Genomic DNA, 18,637 nt, shown 5'->3' on the forward strand with positions numbered 1-18,637 from the left:
AGACCACGCCCGGGAGCGCCCTATTGACGATGTCTCTAACAACTGCCAGATTCGCCGGATGACGTTGCTCACGGGCGCGCGGGAGCGCTGGGTGCGGACCGGCGGGGTCGAGCTGTGCGTGGCCGAGGTGGGTGATCCCCGGCGGCCGACGGTGGTCCTGGTGCACGGCTACCCCGACAGCAAAGAGGTGTGGTCCGAGGTCGCCGCGCGTCTCGCCGGGCACTTCCACGTGGTGGCGTACGACGTCCGCGGGCACGGGCGGTCTACGGCGCCGCGGCCGCTGCGGGGCGGGTTCACGCTGGAGAAGCTGACGGACGACTTCCTGGCCGTCGCGGACGCGGTCAGCCCGGACCGGCCGGTGCATCTGGTCGGGCACGACTGGGGCTCGGTGCAGGCCTGGGAGTTCACCACCGTCCGGCGCACCGAGGGCCGCATCGCCTCCTTCACGTCCATGTCCGGGCCGTCCCTGGACCACTTCGGCCACTGGATCAACAGCCGTGTGAAGCGGCCCACCCCGCGCCGGGTCGGCCAGCTCCTCGGACAGGGCGCCAGGTCCTGGTACGTGTACCTGCTGCAGACGCCCGTGCTGCCCGAGCTGGCCTGGCGCGGCCCGCTCGGCAAGCACTGGCCCCGGGTCCTGGAGCGCGTCGAGAAGGTGCCCCGGGGTGACTACCCGACCTCGTCCCTGCCGTCGGACGCGGCACACGGGGCCTGGCTGTACCGGGACAACGTCCGGCCCCGGCTGCGCAGGCCGCGCCCCGACGCGTACGCCCACGCGCCCGTGCAGATCGTGACGCCCCTGGGGGACCGGTTCCTGTCCGAGCGGCTCCACGACGGACTGGAGCAGTGGGTTCCGCAGCTGACCCGCAGGACCGTTCAGGCGGGGCACTGGATTCCGCGCACCCGTCCGGATCAGCTGTCTTCGTGGATCGAGGAGTTCGTGACGTCCGTGGAGAGCGGGCGGTCCCCGGTGGCGACGGGCGGCAGGCACGCCGAGCGGTTCGGCGGGCAGCTCGTGCTGGTCACCGGGGCGGGCAGCGGCATCGGGCGGGCCACGGCGCTGGCGTTCGCCGAGGCGGGCGCGCGCGTGGTCGCCGTCGACCGGAACAAGGAGGCGGCTGCCCGCACCGCCGAGTCGTCCCGCCTGGCGGGCGCCCCCGCGGCCTGGGCGGAGACGGTCGACGTCTCCGACGAGCAGGCCATGGAGAAGCTCGCCGAGAAGGTCACCACCGAGTACGGCGTGGTGGACGTCCTCGTGAACAACGCCGGGATCGGACTGTCCGGTTCCTTCTTCGACACCACGCCGGAGGACTGGAAGAAGATCCTCGACGTCAACCTGTGGGGCGTGATCCACGGCTGCCGGCTCTTCGGCCGGCGGATGGCCGAGCGCGGGCAGGGCGGCCACATCGTCAACGTGGCCTCGGCGGCGGCGTACCAGCCGTCCCGGGCGCTGCCCGCGTACAGCACCTCCAAGGCGGCCGTGCTGATGCTCAGCGAGTGCCTGCGGGCGGAGCTCGCCGGGCAGGGGATCGGCGTGACGGCGGTCTGCCCCGGCTTCGTCAACACCGCCATCACGTCCACGGCCCACTTCGCCGGGGTCGACGCCGGCGAGGAGAAGCGGCTCCAGCAGCGCGCCGCCCGCCTGTACGGGCTGCGGAACTACCCGCCGGAGAAGGTCGCCGCGGCGATCCTGCGGGCGGTGGTACGCAATGACGCGGTGGTTCCGGTCACGGCGGAGGCGCGGGGCGCGCGGTGGCTGTCGCGGTTCGCGCCGGGGGTACTGCGGGGGATCGCGCGGGTGAAGCCACCGGTATGGCCCCAAGACACTTGATGTGAAGGCCAGTTGTCCACAGATTCGCGAATTCCGCTGTGGATAACACCACCTGGCTGTGGATCAAACCTCCGAAGCCAAACTCGATCGCGTGATTCAGGTCTCTCCCGCATCGGATCCGCGCCGGCGCGGCTCACCCGAGCCGTACCGCCGCGGAACCTGTGCCTTCCCAGGCCGCGCTGACCTGCGGGGCAGGACGAACCGCTCACGATGATGTTTCACGTGAAACACAGGGGCCACCCACAGCCCTCCCTTAGGCTCGATGCCATGAGTCTGCGTCTGAGCACCGTGATCCTCCCCTACCGCCGCTGGCAGGAGGGCGGCCGTGCGGTCTGGACACGCGCCGAGCAGCTCGGCTTCCACACCGCGTACACCTACGACCACCTGTCCTGGCGCAGCTTCCGGGACGGCCCCTGGTTCGGCGCCGTACCGACCCTCACCGCCGCCGCGGCCGTCACCGACCGGCTACGGCTGGGCACCCTGGTGACCTCGCCGAACTTCCGACACCCGGTGACCCTCGCCAAGGAGCTGATCTCCCTCGACGACATCTCCGGCGGGCGGGTCACGCTGGGGATCGGCGCGGGCGGCTCCGGCTTCGACGCCACCGCGCTCGGCCAGGAGCCGTGGAGCCCGCGCGAACGCGCCGACCGCTTCGCCGAGTTCGTCCCGCTGCTCGACCGGCTGCTCAGCGAGGACACGGTGTCGTACGAGGGCGACTTCTACTCGGCGCACGAGGCGCGGAACATCCCCGGCTGTGTGCAGCGCCCCAGGCTGCCGTTCGCGGTGGCCGCGACCGGGCCGCGCGGGATGCGGCTCGCCGCCCGGTACGGGCAGGCGTGGGTGACCACCGGCGACCCCAAGCTGTTTGAGAACGGCACTCCTGAACAGTCGGTTCAGGCCATTCGCGGGCAGGCGGAGAAGCTCGCCGACCTCTGCGCCGAGATCGGCCGGGACATGAGCGACCTCGACAAGGTCCTTCTCACCGGATTCACGCCGGACCGCGGCGGCCCGCTCCAGTCTCTGGACGCCTTCGTCGACTTCGCCGGCCGGCACGCGGAACTGGGCTTCACGGAGATCGTGATCCACTGGCCCATCCCCGACTCGCCCTTCGCGGCGGACGAGAAGGCGTTCGAGCGGATCGCCATGGGGGCGCCGGCGCAGTTGGGCTGAGGGCCCTGGAGCGGCTCGGGTGCGGTCGGGCCGAGGCCTCAGGCGGCTCCGGTGGTGTGGTGCTGAGACCCCCTGCGAGGGCCGCCCTCGGGACGCTCCTGGTGAGGGCGGTCTCCACTCAACTGTGCGGACTCCCGCACGCCCGTGCAGGCATATGCGGGACAATGGCCGGGTGACCTCAGCGACCCGACAGCCCGAGACCGCGACCGAGACCGTTCCGCCGCGGCTGATAGCCACCGACCTCGACGGCACCCTGCTGCGCGACGACAAGTCGGTGTCCCCCCGCACGGTGGCCGCGCTGGCCGCCGCCGAGGAGGCGGGCATCGAGGTCTTCTTCGTCACCGGCCGACCGGCCCGCTGGATGGACGTCGTCAGCGACCACGTGCACGGCCACGGCCTGGCGATCTGCGGCAACGGCGCCGCCGTGGTCGACCTGCACGGTGGCCCCGGCTCCCACCGGTTCGTGAAAGTGCGGGAGCTGGAGCGGGCGAACGCGCTGGACGCCGTACGGCTGCTGCGTGACGCGGCTCCGGGCACGGTGTACGCGGTGGAGCAGACCTACGGCTTCTACCAGGAGCCGGCCTACCCGAAGCTGCACATGGAGATCCCCGACAGCCTCGCCCCGGCGGAGGACCTACTGTCGCCGGACCACCGCGCGGCAGCGGAGCCGGTGCTGAAGATCCTCGCCTACCACCCCGAGATGGATCCCGACGCCTTCCTGACCCTGGCCCGGCTCGCCATCGGCGACCGTGCCAACGTGACCCGCTCCAGCCCCAGTGCCCTGCTGGAGATCAGCGGTCCCGGGGTGTCCAAGGCCAGCACGCTCGCCCTCTGCTGCGCCGAGCGCGGGATCTCGCACGAGCAGGTCGTCGCCTTCGGCGACATGCCGAACGACGTCGAGATGCTGACCTGGGCGGGCCGGTCCTACGCGATGGGCAACGCCCACCCGGACGTGATCGCCGCGGCATCGGGACAGACGGTCGCGAACAACGAGGACGGGGTGGCGGTCGTGATCGAGCAGCTGCTCACGGAACTGCCGTAGCTGTCACGACTGCTGCCCGCGGCCGGCTGCGGCGGGGGCCCGGCTGTGACGCTCGCCGGGGTCAGAGCGACACCCCTCGCGCCGCCAGCCATGACACCGGGTTCACGGACGAGCCCATCTCCGGCGTGACCCTGGTCTCGAAGTGCAGATGCGGCCCGGTGGAGTTGCCCGTGCTGCCCGACTGGCCGATCCACTGGCCGGGGCTGACGTGCTCCCCCTGGTCCACCGCGACGGACGCGAGATGGGCGTACTGCGTGTAGTAGCCGCCCGCGTGCCTGAGCACGATCTCGATGCCGAAGGGTCCCCCGCAGGACACCTTCACCACCCGGCCGGCGCCCACGGCCCGCACCGGGGTGCCGATCGGCACGGCGAAGTCCTGCCCGGTGTGCCGGCTCGACCACCGCGCACCGCCGCTGCCGTAGGACGCGGACAGCTCGTACGTCTCCACGGGTGCGACCCAGTCGGTCGAGAAGCCCGCTTCCGGCTGGTCGAGACGCACGGCCCCACGGCACGCCCCAGCGGCGACCGAGGCGTCCGCCTGCCCCTGGAGCTGCGAGCGTGCCGTTTCCAGCTTCCGCTCGATGTCCGCCTTGAGACTGGCGAGTTGGGCGTTCCGCTTCTCCAGCGCCTGCCAGTGGGCCGCGGCCTTGGCCTCGTCCGCGGCGAGCCGTGCCTCGGCCCGGCGGCTCTTGGAGATCGCGTTGTCCACGGCGAGATTCGTCTTTGAGAAGGCGTGTTGACCTCGCATCAGGTCGTCGGGGCCGTCGGCGAGGATCATCTGCGCGGCCACCGGCAGGCCTCCGCTGGAGCGGTACTGGGCTCGGGCGATCCGGCCCAGGTCCTCGTGCAGGGCCGCGATGTGCCGCCGCTGACCGTCCAGGAGTTCCTCGGCCCGCTGGGCTCTGGCCCGTTGCTCCTCGGCATCCTCGCGCCCCGCCTCGTACCGCTGCGTCGCCAACGCGGCCTCCTCGTAAAGCCGCGCCACCTCGGCGCTGAGGCCCGGGCCCCCGCCGGTGCCGCTCACGGGTTCCCTGTGCACCGCCGTCGGCCGGGCCGCGAGGATCGCCAGCGCACACAGCAGAACCGGAACCAGCAGCCGATGACGGCGATATGAGCACATGTCAGTGATCGTCGCCCAGGCCGGTCGGTCCGGTCCTGTTCTCGTCGTACGGCTGGGGGACCGGCTGCCCCGAACGGCTCAGTTCGGCGCCGGCCGGGTCCTCGCTAGGGCGCGGCCACCAGCGACTCCGACGCCGCCTCCCGCTCCGCCATCTCCCGCAACGGCCCGTCCACGGCCACCAGCTCCGCGTACGCCCCGCGCTGCACGACCCGTCCTCGGTCCAGCACGATCACCTCGTCCACCGCCTCCAGGCCCGCCAGCCGGTGTGTGATGAGCAGTGTCGTACGGCCCTCGGTGGCGGCCAGCAGGTCAGCGGTGAGCGCGTCCGCGGTCGGCAGGTCCAGGTGTTCGGCGGGCTCGTCCAGCACCAGGACGGGGAAGTCGGCGAGGAGTGCCCGGGCCAGCGCCAGCCGCTGTCGCTGCCCTCCCGACAGCCGCGCCCCGTGCTCGCCGACGAGCGTGTCGAGCCCGTCGGGCAGGCCGTCGGCCCAGTCCAGCAGCCGGGCCCGGCCGAGCACGGCACGCAGTTCGTCCTCGGTGGCGTCCTTCTTGGCGAGCAGCAGGTTCTCGCGCAGCGAGCTGTCGAAGAGGTGCGCGTCCTGCGCGCACAGCCCGACGAGCTTCCGTACGTCGTCCCCGTGCAGCGCGTACGCGTCCACGCCCGCCAGCGTGTACGAACCCGCGTCAGCGTCGAGGAAGCGCAGCAGCACCTGCGCCAGCGTTGTCTTGCCGGAGCCGGAGGGTCCGACCACGGCGACCCGGCGGCCCTCTTCGAGGGTCAGGTCGAGCCCGGCGAGCGCGTCCCGGTCCTGCCCGGCGTGCCGCGCGGCCAGCGCCTTGACGGCGACGGGGAACGGCGACGCGGGTGCCTGCCGGGGGTGCTCAGGCTCCGCCACGGGCTCCGGGGCGTCCAGCACCTCGTACACCCGCTCGGCGCTCCGGCGCACCCGCTGCCGGTACTGCACGGCGAGCGGCAGCCCGAGCACGGCTTCGAAGGCGGCCAGTGGGGTGAGGACGACGACGGCCATGGTCACGCCGTCCAGCCGCCCGGCCGCGACCGCCTGCGCCCCGACCAGGGCGGCGGCCGTGACGGTCAGGCCGGAGATCAGCGCGGTGAGCCCGTCGCCGAGTGCCGTGGCGGTGGCGGCGCGCGAGGCGATCCGGGTGAGCGCCCCGTCGGCCTCGCGTGCCTGGGCGGTCCGCGCGGGCAGGGCACCGGCGACGGTCAGCTCCGCGGTCCCGGTGAGCAGATCGGCCGCCCGCGTCGCGAGCACCCCGCGGGCGGGCGCCAGCCTCTGCTCGGCGCGCCGCGCGACGGCACCGGTGACGAGCGGCACGCCCGCCCCCGCCGCCAGCAGCCCGGCCGCCAGCACGGCCCCGGCCTCGGGCAGCAGCCACGCCGTGAAGCCGACGGACGCGGCCGACACGACGACGGCCGCACCGGCCGGCAGCAGCCACCGCAGCCAGTAGTCCTGCAACGCGTCCACGTCCGCGACCAACCGGGACAGCAGATCACCCCGGCGGGTCCGGCGCAGCCCGGCGGGCGCCAGCCGCTCCAGCCTGCGGAACACCGCGACCCTGGTGTCCGCCAGCATCCGCAGCACGGCGTCGTGCGAGACCAGCCGCTCGGCGTACCGGAACACGGCCCGCCCGATCCCGAAGGCCCGCGTCGCCGTCACGGCCACCATCAGGTACAGCACGGGCGGCTGCTGCGAGGCGCGCGAGATCAGCCACCCGGAGGTGGCCATGAGCCCTACGGCACTCCCGAGGGCGAGACTCCCGAGCAGCAGCGCGAGCCCCAGCCGCCCACGCCGGGCACCGGACATGGCACGGACGCGCGCGAGGACACCGGCCGAAGCGGCCAGGCCGCCAGGCTCGGCCGGAGAAGCCGCGGCGGGCGGCTCGACGTGGACGGAAACCGTTCCGGGGCTCCGGACCCCGGCAGACGCGACAGGCGCCGCGGCGGTCTCGGGCTCCGCCAGCCGCACCACCCGGTCCGCGACCCCCAGCAGCGCCGGCCGGTGCACCACCAGCAGCACCGTCCGCCCGGCCGCCAGCCGCCGTACCGCCGTCACGACCTCGGCCTCGGTGGCCCCGTCCAGCGCGGCCGTCGGCTCGTCGAGCAGCAGCACGGGCCGGTCCGCGAGGAACGCCCGGGCCAGAGAGAGCCGCTGTCGCTGCCCGGCGGACAGCCCGGCCCCGTCCTCGCCCAGCACGGTGCCCACGCCCTCGGGCAGCGCGTCCACGAACTCCAGCGCCCCGGCGTCCCGCAGTGCCCGCCGTACGGCGCCGTCGTCGGCGTCGGGCCGCGCCAGCCGTACGTTCTCGGCGATCGTCCCGGCGTACAGGTGCGGCCGCTGCGGCACCCACGCGATCCGGGAACGCCACTGCTCCAGGTCCATGTCGGCGAGGTCGACTCCCCCGACCCGCACCCGTCCCTCGGCCGGCTGCACGAACCCCAGCAGGGCGTTGAGCAGCGTCGACTTGCCCGCGCCGCTCGGCCCGACGAGCGCGACCGTCTCCCCGGGCTCGACGGTGAAGGACACGTCCGACACGGCGTCCGCCGAACGCCCCGGGTACCGGACGGTCACGCCCTCGAAGGAGAGCGCACCTTCCGGCACGGCCTCGGAGCCGGACGCCGGGACGGGCGTCTCCAGGACCTCGAAGATCTCCTCGGCCGCGGCGAGCCCCTCCGCCGCCGCGTGGTACTGCGCCCCGACCTGCCGCAACGGCAGATACGCCTCCGGCGCCAGGATCAGAATGACCAGGCCGATGTAAAGGTCCATCTCGCCGTGCACCAGCCGCATGCCGATCGTCACGGCGACCAGCGCCACCGAGATCGTCGCGAGCAGTTCCAGCGCGAAGGAGGAGATGAAGGCGATCCGCAGCGTCCGCATGGTCGCCTGCCGGTACTCGCCGGTGATCCGCCGGATCGACTCGGCCTGCGCCTTGGCCCGCCCGAAGACCTTCAGCGTGGGCAGCCCCGCGACGACGTCCAGGAAGTGACCGGACAGCCGCGACAGCAGCCGCCACTGACGGTCCATCCGGGACTGGGTGGCCCAGCCGATCAGCACCATGAAGACCGGGATGAGCGGCAGGGTGCCCACGATGATGGCCGCGGAGACCCAGTCCTCGGTGACGATCCGCGCCAGCACCGCCACCGGCACGACCACCGCGAGACCCAACTGCGGCAGGTACCGCGAGAAGTAGTCGTCGAGGGCATCGACACCCCGGGTGGCCAGAGCGACCAGCGAACCGGTCCGCTGCCCGCTCAGCCACCCCGGACCCAGCTGGGCGGCGCGCTCCAGCAACTGCCCTCGCAGCTCGGACTTCACCGCCGCGCTCGCCCGGTGCGCGGCGAGCTCGGTGAGCCAGCCGACCAGCGCCCGGCCCACCGCGACGGTGACCAGGAGCAGCAGGGGAGTGCCGAGTTCGGACACCGCCACGCCGTGCTGGAACGCGCCGACCACCACCTCGGCGATGAGCATCGCCTGCGCGATGACCAGCCCCGCCCCGACGGCACCCAGGGCGACGACCGCCACCAGGAAGACCCGGGTGGCACGGGCGTACCGGAGCAGACGCGGATCGATCGGTTTCACGTGAAACACACCTCAGTGCACGGTCTCGGCGATGTGCTGCGTACCGATCCGCTTGCGGAACACCCAGTACGTCCAGCCCTGGTAAAGCATCACGACCGGAGCGGCGATCGCCGCGCACCAGGTCATGATCTTCAGCGTGTACGGGCTGGACGAGGCGTTGGTGACCGTCAGGCTCCAGTCCGGGTTCAGCGTCGACGGCATGACGTTCGGGAACAGCGTCAGAAAGAGCATCGCCACCGTGGCCACGATGGTGAGCCCCGACAGGGCGAACGCCCAGCCCTCACGCCTCGCCCGCGCCGCGGCCAGCGCCACGACGAGCGACGCCACGGCCGCGACCAGCGCGACGAGCGACGCCCCGTCACCCCGGTCGGACTGCGTCCACAGCAGGAAGGCGAGGGCCAGCAGGGCCGTCACCAGCCCGACTCGCAGCGCCAGCTTCCGCGCCCGCTCCCGGATCTCCCCGACCGTCTTGAGCCCGACGAACACCGTCCCGTGGAAGGTGAACAACGCCAGCGTGACCAGACCACCCAGCAGCGCGTACGGGTTGAGCAGGTCCAGGACGCCACCGGCGTAGTTGAAGTCCTGGTCGATCTTCACGCCCCGCACGATGTTGCCGAAGGCCACACCCCACAGGAACGCGGGGATCAGCGAGGTCCAGAAGATCGCCGTCTCCCAGTTGCGCTGCCAGTTCTCCTCGGGCCGCTTGGCGCGATACTCGAACGCCACACCCCGGACGATCAGGCAGACCAGGATGACCAGCAGCGGCAGGTAGAAACCGGAGAAGAGCGTGGCGTACCACTCGGGGAAGGCGGCGAAGGTCGCGCCGCCCGCTGACAGCAGCCACACCTCGTTGCCGTCCCAGACGGGACCGATGGTGTTGATCAGCACCCGCTTCTCGGGCCGGTTGCGCGCCAGCAGCTTCGTGAGCACACCGACCCCGAAGTCGAAGCCCTCCAGGAAGAAATAGCCGGTCCACAGGACAGCGATCAGAACGAACCAGACGTCGTGCAGTTCCATGACTGTGCAGCTCCCTCGGCCTAGTACGAGAAGGCCATCGGCTTGTGGGCGTCACGGGAGTCGCCGCCGATCTTCGTGGGCGGGTTGAGGTCGGCCTCGGTGAGTTCCGGCGGGCCCGCCTTGACGTACTTGACCAGCAGCTTGACCTCGACGACGGCGAGGATCGCGTACAGCGTGGTGAAGACGGCCATCGAGGTGATGACCTCGGCCTGGGAGACACCGGGGGAGACCGCGTGACGGGTCTGGAGCACGCCGTAGACGACCCACGGCTGGCGGCCCATCTCGGTGAAGATCCAGCCCCAGGAGCTGGCGATCAGAGGGAAGCCCAGGGTGAGGATCGCCATGCGCCAGTACCACTTGGTGAGGGTCGGGCCGAGGGCCTTCTTCGGCAGCAGCACGAGATGCGGCACCTCGTCCTCGCCCACCCGCAGATGCTGCGGCAGCATGAACTTCTTGCGGGTCAGCCACAGCCCGGCCAGTCCGATGGCGAACGACGTCATGCCGAAGCCGATCATCCACCGGAAGCCCCAGTAGGCGACGGGGATGTTGGGCCGGTAGTCGCCGGGACCGTACTTCTCCTGCTCGGCCTTGTTGACGTCGTTGATGCCGGGCACGTACGAGGTGAAGTCGTCCTTGGCGAGGAAGGACAGCAGGCCGGGGATCTCGATGGCGACCTTGTTGTGCCCCTTGTCGACATCGCCGATGGCGAAGACCGAGAAGGGCGCCGGCTTCTCGCCGTCCCACAGCGCCTCGGCCGCGGCCATCTTCATCGGCTGCTGCTGGTACATGATCTTGCCGAGGACGTCGCCGCTGACCGCGGTGAGCAGACCGCCGACCACTACGGTGACGAGGCCCAGCCGCAGCGAGGTCTTCATCACGGGGACGTGCTTCTTGCGGACCAGGTGGAAGGCGGCGATGCCGACCATGAAGGCGCCACCGGTCAGGAAGGCCGCGGTGAGCGTGTGGAAGACCTGGGCGAGCGCGGTGTTCTGGGTCAGCACCAGCCAGAAGTCGGTGAGTTCGGCCCGCCCCTTGGCCTCGTTGATGCGGTAGCCGACCGGGTGCTGCATCCAGGAGTTGGCCGCGAGGATGAAGTACGCCGACAGGATCGTGCCGATCGAGACCATCCATATGCAGGCCAGGTGGATCTTCTTCGGCAGCTTGTCCCAGCCGAAGATCCACAGGCCGATGAAGGTGGACTCGAAGAAGAAGGCGATCAGGGCCTCGAAGGCGAGCGGCGCGCCGAAGACGTCACCGACGAAGCGCGAGTAGTCGGACCAGTTCATGCCGAACTGGAACTCCTGCACGATGCCGGTGACCACACCCATCGCGATGTTGATCAGGAAGAGCTTGCCCCAGAACTTCGTCGCCCGGAGGTACTTCTCCTTCTCCGTCCGCACCCAGGCGGTCTGCAGTCCGGCCGTCAGGGCGGCCAACGAGATCGTCAGGGGGACGAACAGGAAGTGGTAGACGGTGGTGATGCCGAACTGCCATCGCGCCAAGGTCTCCGGCGCCAAAGCCAGGTCCACGTCGCCGCTCCTTACTTACGCTTGTGAAAGCGTTCACATTCACAAGCCATTATGCAGCACGGACTTTCGAGCCGTTGAGGGGGTCCCCTGTCCCGGTCAACCCCTTGGCGCTAACTTCAACATATTGTTGAATCTTCAGCATGCAGACGCGGACGCCACTACGGATATACAAATCTCCTGACCCGCAGGCCATCTGACCGCGTCGCTCAAGGGCACCCCACCGCCCAGGCCCTCACCAAGACCCTGCCGTTCGCCTCCACCGCCCTCATATGGGGCGAGGAAGTGTTCTTCGACACACGAGTGCCGGTTTCACGTGAAACAGGCGCCCGGCAGGTCGTCGAACCGGGCACGGTCGCCTTCCGGACCGATGGCGACACTCTCGCCCTGCCCTATGGCCCCACGACGATCTCCCAGGGCGACAAGTGCCGCCTCCCCGGCCCGTGCAACGTCCTCGGCCACATCGACGGCGACCCCCGCCTGCTCGCGACCCTGCGCAACGGCGGCCCGATACGCGTGGAGCCGGCCGACGACTAGCGCCGACCGGCTCACACAACGGTCTCTTCTCGACTCCTAGAGCTCCCTGCGAAACCCTTCCGCCACCTTCAGGAAGATGTCGTTCGCCTCGGTCTCCCCGACCGTCACCCGCACACCCTCACCCGGGAACGGCCTGATCACCACGCCCGCCTGTTCGCACGCCTCCGCGAACGGGACCGTGCGCTCCCCCAGCCGCAGCCACACGAAGTTGGCCTGGGTCTCGGGCACCGTCCAGCCCTGGGCGCGCAGCCCGTCGACCACACGCGTGCGCTCACACACCAGCGAACCGACCCGGCCGAGCAGTTCGTCCTCGGCACGCAACGAGGCGATCGCCGCCTCCTGCGCGAGCTGGCTCACCCCGAACGGGACCGCCGTCTTGCGCAGCGCGGCGGCCACCGGCTCGTGGGCGATGGCGAACCCGACGCGCAGACCGGCGAGGCCGTAGGCCTTGGAGAAGGTGCGCAGAACGCAGACGTTGGGCCGGTCACGGTAGAGCTCGACACCGTCCGGCACCTGGGGGTCGCGGATGAACTCGCGGTAGGCCTCGTCGAGCACCACCAGCACGTCACCGGGGACCCGGTCGAGGAAGCGCTCCAGCTCCGCCCGCCGCACGACCGTGCCCGTCGGGTTGTTGGGATTGCAGACGAAGATCAGCCGGGTCCGGTCGGTGATCGCGTCGGCCATCGCGTCGAGGTCGTGCACATCACCGGACGTCAGCGGTACCTGCACCGACGTGGCGCCACTGATCTGCGTGATGATCGGGTACGCCTCGAAGGACCGCCAGGCGTAGATCACCTCGTCACCGGGGCCGGAGGTGGCCTGGATCAGCTGCTGGGCGACACCGACCGACCCGGTGCCGGTGGCCAGGTGGGAGAGAGGCACGCCGAACCGCTCGGACAGCTCGTTCATCAGCGCCGTGCAGGCCATGTCCGGATAGCGGTTGAAGTTGCAGGCCGCCGCCGTCACCGTCTCCATCACGCCCGGCAGCGGCGGGTAGGGGTTCTCGTTGGAGGACAGCTTGTAGGCCACCAGCCCGCCCGCGGCGGCCGGCTTGCCCGGCTTGTAGGTGGGGATCCCCTCCAGCTCGGCGCGCAGCTTGGGGCTCGTCTCGCTCACCGCAGTCCTCCTCGCGAAGACCGGCGGCCCATGACCGCCGCCGACATCCAATACTCCTCACCTTATGAGGATTCGGCGCCGCTGCGTAGAGCGACGACGGAGCGACGAACGCCGACCTCGTGTGTCTCATCGGCGTCAGGGGCATCGCCGCACGAAGGCGTACGAATCCGGGGGCGCGCCGCACATATATCTACGCGCCGGTGGTGCACTCCGTGGCGCGCATCCCCCGTGCAGGTGAGTTGAGACCTCTTCGCAACATCGGCCAGTCGGCAGGCCCGTGCGGGCCGACAAGCCGCCTAATGGCATGGGAGTACTCAACCACCTTGGCTTCCATGGCAATTGACGCCAAATGATCTTGCAGAAACGTGCCTGTCAACGCGTGCATATGCGTCCGCACTACCCCACCGCATGAGCCCTACTATCGGCTCGCCATGACAGCAGCAGGGAAGCACCAGGTGAGCCGCGCGGAAACCTCACGTCGAGGCAGTCGGCCGGGCCGGGCGGGTATCAGAGACGTGGCCGCCGCCGCCGGAGTCTCCATCACGACCGTCTCCGACGCCCTCAACGGCAAGGGCCGACTCCCGGACGCCACCCGGCGCCATGTCCGCGAGGTCGCCGACCGGCTGGGCTATCGCCCCTCGGCCGCCGCCCGGACCCTCCGCACCGGCAAGTCGGGACTCATCGGCCTGACCGTGACGACGTACGGGGATGAACCTTTCACCTTCACCGAGTTCGCCTACTTCGCCGAGATGGCGCGAGCCGCCACCTCCGCCGCGCTCGCCCGCGGCTACGCCCTCGTCATCCTGCCCGCGACCTCGCGCCACGACGTGTGGTCGAACGTCGCCCTGGACGGCACGGTCGTCATCGACCCCTCCGACCAGGACCCGGTGGTCAGCGAACTCGTCCGGCAGGGTCTGCCGGTCGTCTCCGACGGCCGCCCGGCCGGCTCACTGCCGGTCACGGCCTGGGTCGACAACGACCACGAGGCCGCCGTCCTCGGCATCCTCGATCACCTGGCCGACGCCGGCGCCCGCCGCATCGGCCTGCTGACCGGCACGACGACCGACACGTACACCCACCTGTCGACCACCGCGTACCTGCGCTGGTGCGAGCGTGTCGGCCAGGATCCGGTGTACGAGGCCTATCCCGCGCACGATCCGTGCGCGGGCGCCGTCGCCGCCGACCGGCTCCTGGCGCGCCCCGACCGGCCCGACGCGGTCTACGGGCTGTTCGACCCGAACGGCACCGACCTGCTCGCCGCCGCCCGCCGCTACGGCCTGCGCGTACCGGACGACCTGCTGCTCGTCTGCTGCAGCGAGTCCACCGTATACGCCAACACCGAGCCGCCCGTCACCACGCTCTCGCTGAAACCGCGCCGCATCGGCACGGCGGTCGTGCAGCTCCTCATCGACGCCATCGAGGGAGCGGACTCGGACCGTCCGGTGGAGCAGGTGATACCGACGGAGCTGATCGTGCGCACGTCGTCCCAGCGGCGCCCGCCGCGCACGACGGTCAGTCCGCCGCGGTCACCCGAAGGGACGTAGCCGGTACACCCGGGTAAAGGGAAGTTCGCACTCCTGGGGAGAAACAGGGCCGGTCCCCCGGAGAGAAGGGATCGTTCTCGCGAAGAGAAGGAAAGCGAGGACGGTCACACGGTGGTCAAAGCCCGGCCCAATCGGGGCGAAAGCCGCGGTGAACTGGACTCTTGCTCTGATTCACCACCCCTGGGTCATCACATGGCGCGATCCGCATTCCTATGATGGGCCCCACGACACCGACGGGCCGCTACGACCAGGCAGTCCGATGCGGTGCAGATGCGGCGCGATGGTGGAGGGGTCGATGACTCAGGGGGCCGGTCAGGGACCCGAGGTGGAGCGCACGGCGACGTTGCGCGACTTCCGGGTGCCCGCGTACGTCCACGAGACCGGTCCGTACGTCCACAGCGCCCACCCCGGCGAGGTCGTCCCGCCACCCGAGGAGACCTACCCCGAGGGGTACACGCCGACCGAGCGCGATCTTCCCGTGATCCATCGGGGCGACACCGTCCAGGTGACCGTCGACCCCGAGGCCGCCGCAGCAGCCCCGCAGACCGACACCGGGCAGGGCCCGCTGTACGTCGTGGGTGACGTGCACGGTTACCTCGACGAGCTGGTGGCGGCCCTCCAGGAGAAGGGCCTCCTCGATGCCGCCGGGCAGTGGTGCGCCGGCACCGCCCGACTGTGGTTCCTCGGCGACTTCACCGACCGCGGCCCGGACGGCATCGGCGTCATCGACCTGGTGATGCGGCTGTCCGCCGAGGCCGCAGCGGCCGGCGGCTACTGCAAGGCGCTCATGGGCAACCACGAGCTGCTGCTGCTCGGCGCCAAGCGGTTCGGCGACACCCCCGTCAACTCCGGCGCGGGCACCGCGACTTTCCAGGCGGCCTGGCTGCTCAACGGCGGCCAGAAGACCGACATGGACCGCCTCCAGGACCACCACCTGCAGTGGATGGCCCGCCTGGACGCCGTCGAGGAGGTCGACGGTCACCTGCTCGTCCACTCCGACACCACCGCCTACCTCGACTACGGCCGCTCCATCGAAGAGGTCAACGACACCGTCCGCGAGACGCTCACACGCAACGACGCGGACGAGGTCTGGGACCTGTTCCGCAAGTTCACCAAGCGGTTCTCCTTCCGCGACGAGGGCGGCGCGGACGCCGTACGCTCCCTGCTCGATACGTACGGAGGCACCCGCATCGTTCACGGTCACAGCCCGATTCCGTATCTGCTGGGCGAGGCCGGCTCCGAGGAGGACGAGGACAACTCCGAGCCCTTGGTCGAGGGACCGCACGTCTACGCCGACGGACTCGCCATCGCCATGGACGGTGGCGTGACCATGGCCGGAAAGCTGCTGGTCCAGCAACTGCCGCTGGGCACGTGAGCCTTGACCGGGCAGGCGTTTGCCGTCACAGGACCGGACCGGTGAGGGGCCAATTTCGGTAAACCCCCTGTCACCGCCCACCTTCACGGCTCTACCATCGGCTTATCCGTAGCAGGCTCCCCTCCGTTTCTGCCCGACGGCTCGTCAGCATGCCGAGCCCCAAGCCCTACGGAGCATCGGGGGATGCACATGAACAGCGTTCCGCAGCACCTGCTGAGCGAGGACCGCCAGGAATACGAGCGGATCCTCGATGAGGCGCTGCGCTCCGCACCACGCCGTCCGGAACTGGCCGCTGTCGGACAGCGGCTCAACCCCGAACAACTGCGCACCATGGCGCTGAACGCCACCGCGCTCATCACGGCGGCCGCGTCGACCGAGTACCAGCACTACGTCAAGGTCCGCGAGGAAATGCGCCAGCCGGCGCCGTCCAGCCGTCCGACCGTGCGCGAATCCGGCTCCTCCGAGCCGGACACGGGCGCCGCGGGCCTCGCCGCCACCATGGGCGAGGTCGCCGAGACCGCCGGCGCGGGCGCCATCGCGGTCGTCGCCGTCCTCGCCCCCGTCCTCGCGGGAACCGCCGCGGCGATCTTCCTGCTCGTCGGCTACATCCTCCAGATGCTCAACCCCGAGCAGACGTTCGCCCGGACCATGCTCACCACGGGCTGGGTGTTCGGCGCCGTGACCGCGGTCGCGATCCTCGTCGCCGCGGTGGGACTGCTGATCACCGCCCTGCGCAACAAGCCGACGGCCGAAAGCGGCCCGCACGGCGAACTGCAAGGGGAGGTGGACCGGGCCAGGCAGGCCTGGAGCGAGGCTCTGCTGGAGCGGGGCATCCTGCCCTTCCTCCGGGAGGCCCTCGTCGACCCGAATGCGGCCGCCGCGCTGCACCACACCTCCCCGTCCACACCGGTCAGCCGCATCCCGCACCTCGGCTACGACCGCCCGGGTTTCACCAGTCCGGAGGACGGCACCCGCGGCTCGCGCCCGAGCTTCAGCAGCCCGGACTACACCAGTCCGGACTTCGGAGGCCCGGAACACCAGCCGGAGTAGCCGTCGGCGCCCTCTCGCAGCGCCCGTCGCTTGCGCTCCCCCGCGGGAGCAACTCAGGGAGCGCAAGCCGGGCACCCGGCCCTGCGACACCGGGTCCATGCGGTCGGTGGTTTCACAGGCGGCGGAGGATCTGCGCCTCGACCCGTTCGACCGTGCGACGGCTGAAGACATGTACCAGCGCGAGGTGGTACAGCGCCGGTGCCGTCGGCGCCCACCGGTGCACGCGGTCGTCGCGCAGCAGGTATCTGACCACCGTCGTCGGCCGGAAGGGGACGAAGTCGATCGTCTGGTGCTCCCAGCGGTCGGCGACGCCCCTGCTCATCCGGGCTTGCAGATCCGTGCTCTTGAGCTCCTGCAGCCTCGCGTAGAAGTGCCCGCTCCAGGCCCTCCTGTCCACGTCCAGCACGAAGGCCAGCAGCGTGAGCGTGTACTCGTGGGCCTCCAGGGACAGTTCCTCCCGCATGCCGCGGCGGGCCACCGCGTGCAGGTCCGGTGCGTTCCTCCCCGATGAGTCGATGTGCCGTGACAGACCCTCGTTGACGGAGGAGTTCCAGACGCCCGGTGCCATCCTGACCCGGTCGCTGCGCTGGGTCACCACGAGCATGTCGTCCGCGGTGACGACCGCGATGTTGACCCCCAGGCTGCACTGGAGGAAGGCCGGAGCCTTGAGCGGCTCGTCCGGGTCCAGATAGCGCGACCTGGGCGTCGTGCCGTCCGGGAGCCGGCGGTCGAGTTGCTGCGCGGCGAGGAACGTGTAGTAGTCGGTCGGCCGCAGCCTCAGGTGGACTTCGGGTCGCTCCTCGAGGGCCGTACGGGAGATGTCGAGGGATTCGACCGCGTACCGGGGGCCGTTCCACAGGGGTGCGCGTCCCTCGGCTTGCAGACGCTCGCTCTCCGCGGCGATCTCGTCCCGCCAGCCGGCCATGTCCGAGGGCAGCGTCACCTCCTCGTCGAGTACGTGCACGTGGACTGTCTCAGGCGATATGGGCAACTCTCCGTCGCCCTCGACGATCAGGGCGGACGTCTGGAGCGGGCCGAGGGAGAACGCCCGCCAGGCGGGCGCCGACTCGTCCTGCCTGCCCAGGCTGCGGATCGCGCTCGTCGAGCGTCTGCGCAGGCGGTACCACGCGTCATGTAGCGGCTGCTGGAACAGCACGGCGAACAACATGCCTAGTACAGCGCCCACGACGCCGTTGACCACATCGATCCCATCCATGCCGGCGACACTAGGGATCTTGGAGCGAACAGGCGACGTCGTGCCGTTTCCGTTACGCGATCAGCGCCGCGAGCCGGGTCAGCCCGACAGGCCGGCAACCGGGGCCAACCGGCCCCCGGCCTGCGTGCGGCCGGATCAGTCCGCGATCGGCGGGTACACCCTGTTCCCGCTCGCCGCGAACTCCTTCGACTTCTGGGATCGGCCATGCCGTCCTCTCCGCCCCGGCCGGGCGTGCGGCGTGACCGCCGGTCCCGGCCGGTCGCCGGGCGCCCCAGACGGCAGCACGCCCGAGGAATCGAGGCGTCGACCGACCGCCGCGGGCAGGGGCGTGGCGGGCTGGGGGTCGACGGCCTCCGAGACTTTAGGCAGCCCCCATGGGACGAGCCTCGAAGAACAGGGGGGCCGACCGGGCCATTGCGGGCAGGCCAACAGCCAGCCCGGTTCGCGGGCAGGCGTAAGGCCCCCTGTTTTCTCGCCCCGTTGTTCCCGCCGCG

The 18,637-nt window shown here is 70.8% G+C and carries 13 protein-coding genes; 7 read left to right on the forward strand and 6 right to left on the reverse strand.

From position 1 onward, the window contains the following. Window positions 1-58 precede the first annotated feature (58 nt). The 3 genes from HDA41_RS19745 to HDA41_RS19755 all read left to right on the forward strand — a co-directional run bounded on the left by HDA41_RS19745 (window position 59) and on the right by HDA41_RS19755 (window position 4,043). Complete coding sequence (locus HDA41_RS19745; protein ID WP_184985715.1) at window positions 59-1,831, forward strand: SDR family oxidoreductase; 1,773 nt, start codon at window positions 59-61, stop codon at window positions 1,829-1,831. A 267-nt stretch (window positions 1,832-2,098) separates the two neighbouring features. After that, window positions 2,099-3,001, forward strand: coding sequence for an LLM class flavin-dependent oxidoreductase (locus HDA41_RS19750; RefSeq protein ID WP_184985717.1), 903 nt, complete (start codon window positions 2,099-2,101; stop codon window positions 2,999-3,001). 154 nt (window positions 3,002-3,155) lie between these two features. Beyond that, on the forward strand, window positions 3,156-4,043 hold the full coding sequence (locus HDA41_RS19755) for a Cof-type HAD-IIB family hydrolase (protein WP_184985719.1): 888 nt from the start codon (window positions 3,156-3,158) through the stop codon (window positions 4,041-4,043). A gap of 61 nt (window positions 4,044-4,104) precedes the next feature. Here the strand turns inward: HDA41_RS19755 and HDA41_RS19760 are convergent, their stop codons facing one another. The 4 genes from HDA41_RS19760 to HDA41_RS19775 all read right to left on the reverse strand — a co-directional run bounded on the left by HDA41_RS19760 (window position 4,105) and on the right by HDA41_RS19775 (window position 11,308). Then, window positions 4,105-5,163 (reverse strand): M23 family metallopeptidase, encoded by a 1,059-nt coding sequence (locus HDA41_RS19760; protein WP_184985721.1) that lies wholly within the window; start codon window positions 5,161-5,163, stop codon window positions 4,105-4,107. A gap of 104 nt (window positions 5,164-5,267) precedes the next feature. Beyond that, a complete protein-coding gene (gene cydD / locus HDA41_RS19765) occupies window positions 5,268-8,762 on the reverse strand; it encodes a thiol reductant ABC exporter subunit CydD (RefSeq protein WP_184985723.1) in 3,495 nt (1,164 codons plus the stop codon). A 12-nt stretch (window positions 8,763-8,774) separates the two neighbouring features. Continuing rightward, a complete protein-coding gene (gene cydB, locus HDA41_RS19770) occupies window positions 8,775-9,779 on the reverse strand; it encodes a cytochrome d ubiquinol oxidase subunit II (protein ID WP_184985725.1) in 1,005 nt (334 codons plus the stop codon). A gap of 20 nt (window positions 9,780-9,799) precedes the next feature. Next, entirely contained in the window at window positions 9,800-11,308 is a 1,509-nt protein-coding gene (locus tag HDA41_RS19775; protein ID WP_184985727.1) for a cytochrome ubiquinol oxidase subunit I, read from the reverse strand. A 267-nt stretch (window positions 11,309-11,575) separates the two neighbouring features. On the opposite strand from HDA41_RS19775, the gene HDA41_RS41360 reads away from it, so the two are divergent. After that, window positions 11,576-11,842 carry a cyclophilin-like family protein gene (locus HDA41_RS41360; protein ID WP_311772207.1) on the forward strand — a complete coding sequence of 89 codons (267 nt, stop codon included), beginning with the start codon at window positions 11,576-11,578 and terminating at the stop codon, window positions 11,840-11,842. A gap of 36 nt (window positions 11,843-11,878) precedes the next feature. Here HDA41_RS41360 and hisC read toward each other — a convergent pair whose 3' ends face one another. Beyond that, complete coding sequence (gene hisC, locus HDA41_RS19785; RefSeq protein ID WP_184985729.1) at window positions 11,879-12,958, reverse strand: histidinol-phosphate transaminase; 1,080 nt, start codon at window positions 12,956-12,958, stop codon at window positions 11,879-11,881. Between the two features lie 431 nt (window positions 12,959-13,389). Here hisC and HDA41_RS19790 point away from each other — a divergent pair, with 431 nt between their 5' ends. The 3 genes from HDA41_RS19790 to HDA41_RS19800 all read left to right on the forward strand — a co-directional run bounded on the left by HDA41_RS19790 (window position 13,390) and on the right by HDA41_RS19800 (window position 16,927). Continuing rightward, on the forward strand, window positions 13,390-14,502 hold the full coding sequence (locus tag HDA41_RS19790) for a LacI family DNA-binding transcriptional regulator (protein WP_184985731.1): 1,113 nt from the start codon (window positions 13,390-13,392) through the stop codon (window positions 14,500-14,502). A 280-nt stretch (window positions 14,503-14,782) separates the two neighbouring features. After that, window positions 14,783-15,877, forward strand: coding sequence for a metallophosphoesterase family protein (locus HDA41_RS19795; protein ID WP_260423341.1), 1,095 nt, complete (start codon window positions 14,783-14,785; stop codon window positions 15,875-15,877). 183 nt (window positions 15,878-16,060) lie between these two features. Further along, entirely contained in the window at window positions 16,061-16,927 is an 867-nt protein-coding gene (locus HDA41_RS19800) for a hypothetical protein (RefSeq protein WP_184985735.1), read from the forward strand. Between the two features lie 112 nt (window positions 16,928-17,039). On the opposite strand, the gene HDA41_RS19805 is transcribed toward HDA41_RS19800, so the two are convergent. Beyond that, window positions 17,040-18,143, reverse strand: coding sequence for a hypothetical protein (locus HDA41_RS19805; protein ID WP_184985737.1), 1,104 nt, complete (start codon window positions 18,141-18,143; stop codon window positions 17,040-17,042). Window positions 18,144-18,637: the final 494 nt, after the last annotated feature.

Origin of the sequence: Streptomyces caelestis (assembly GCF_014205255.1) — a bacterium.
GTDB classification, from domain to species: domain Bacteria; phylum Actinomycetota; class Actinomycetes; order Streptomycetales; family Streptomycetaceae; genus Streptomyces; species Streptomyces caelestis.

What these genes read in the sequence shown, in the direction of transcription:
- HDA41_RS19745 (WP_184985715.1), top strand. Translation starts at nt 59, where the DNA reads ATGACGTTGCTCACGGGCGCGCGGGAGCGCTGGGTGCGGACCGGCGGG.
- HDA41_RS19750 (WP_184985717.1), top strand. Translation starts at nt 2,099, where the DNA reads ATGAGTCTGCGTCTGAGCACCGTGATCCTCCCCTACCGCCGCTGGCAG.
- HDA41_RS19755 (WP_184985719.1), top strand. Translation starts at nt 3,156, where the DNA reads ATGCGGGACAATGGCCGGGTGACCTCAGCGACCCGACAGCCCGAGACC.
- HDA41_RS19760 (WP_184985721.1), bottom strand. Translation starts at nt 5,163, where the DNA reads ATGTGCTCATATCGCCGTCATCGGCTGCTGGTTCCGGTTCTGCTGTGT.
- cydB (WP_184985725.1), bottom strand. Translation starts at nt 9,779, where the DNA reads ATGGAACTGCACGACGTCTGGTTCGTTCTGATCGCTGTCCTGTGGACC.
- HDA41_RS19790 (WP_184985731.1), top strand. Translation starts at nt 13,390, where the DNA reads ATGACAGCAGCAGGGAAGCACCAGGTGAGCCGCGCGGAAACCTCACGT.
- HDA41_RS19795 (WP_260423341.1), top strand. Translation starts at nt 14,783, where the DNA reads ATGGTGGAGGGGTCGATGACTCAGGGGGCCGGTCAGGGACCCGAGGTG.
- HDA41_RS19800 (WP_184985735.1), top strand. Translation starts at nt 16,061, where the DNA reads ATGCACATGAACAGCGTTCCGCAGCACCTGCTGAGCGAGGACCGCCAG.
- HDA41_RS19805 (WP_184985737.1), bottom strand. Translation starts at nt 18,143, where the DNA reads ATGGATGGGATCGATGTGGTCAACGGCGTCGTGGGCGCTGTACTAGGC.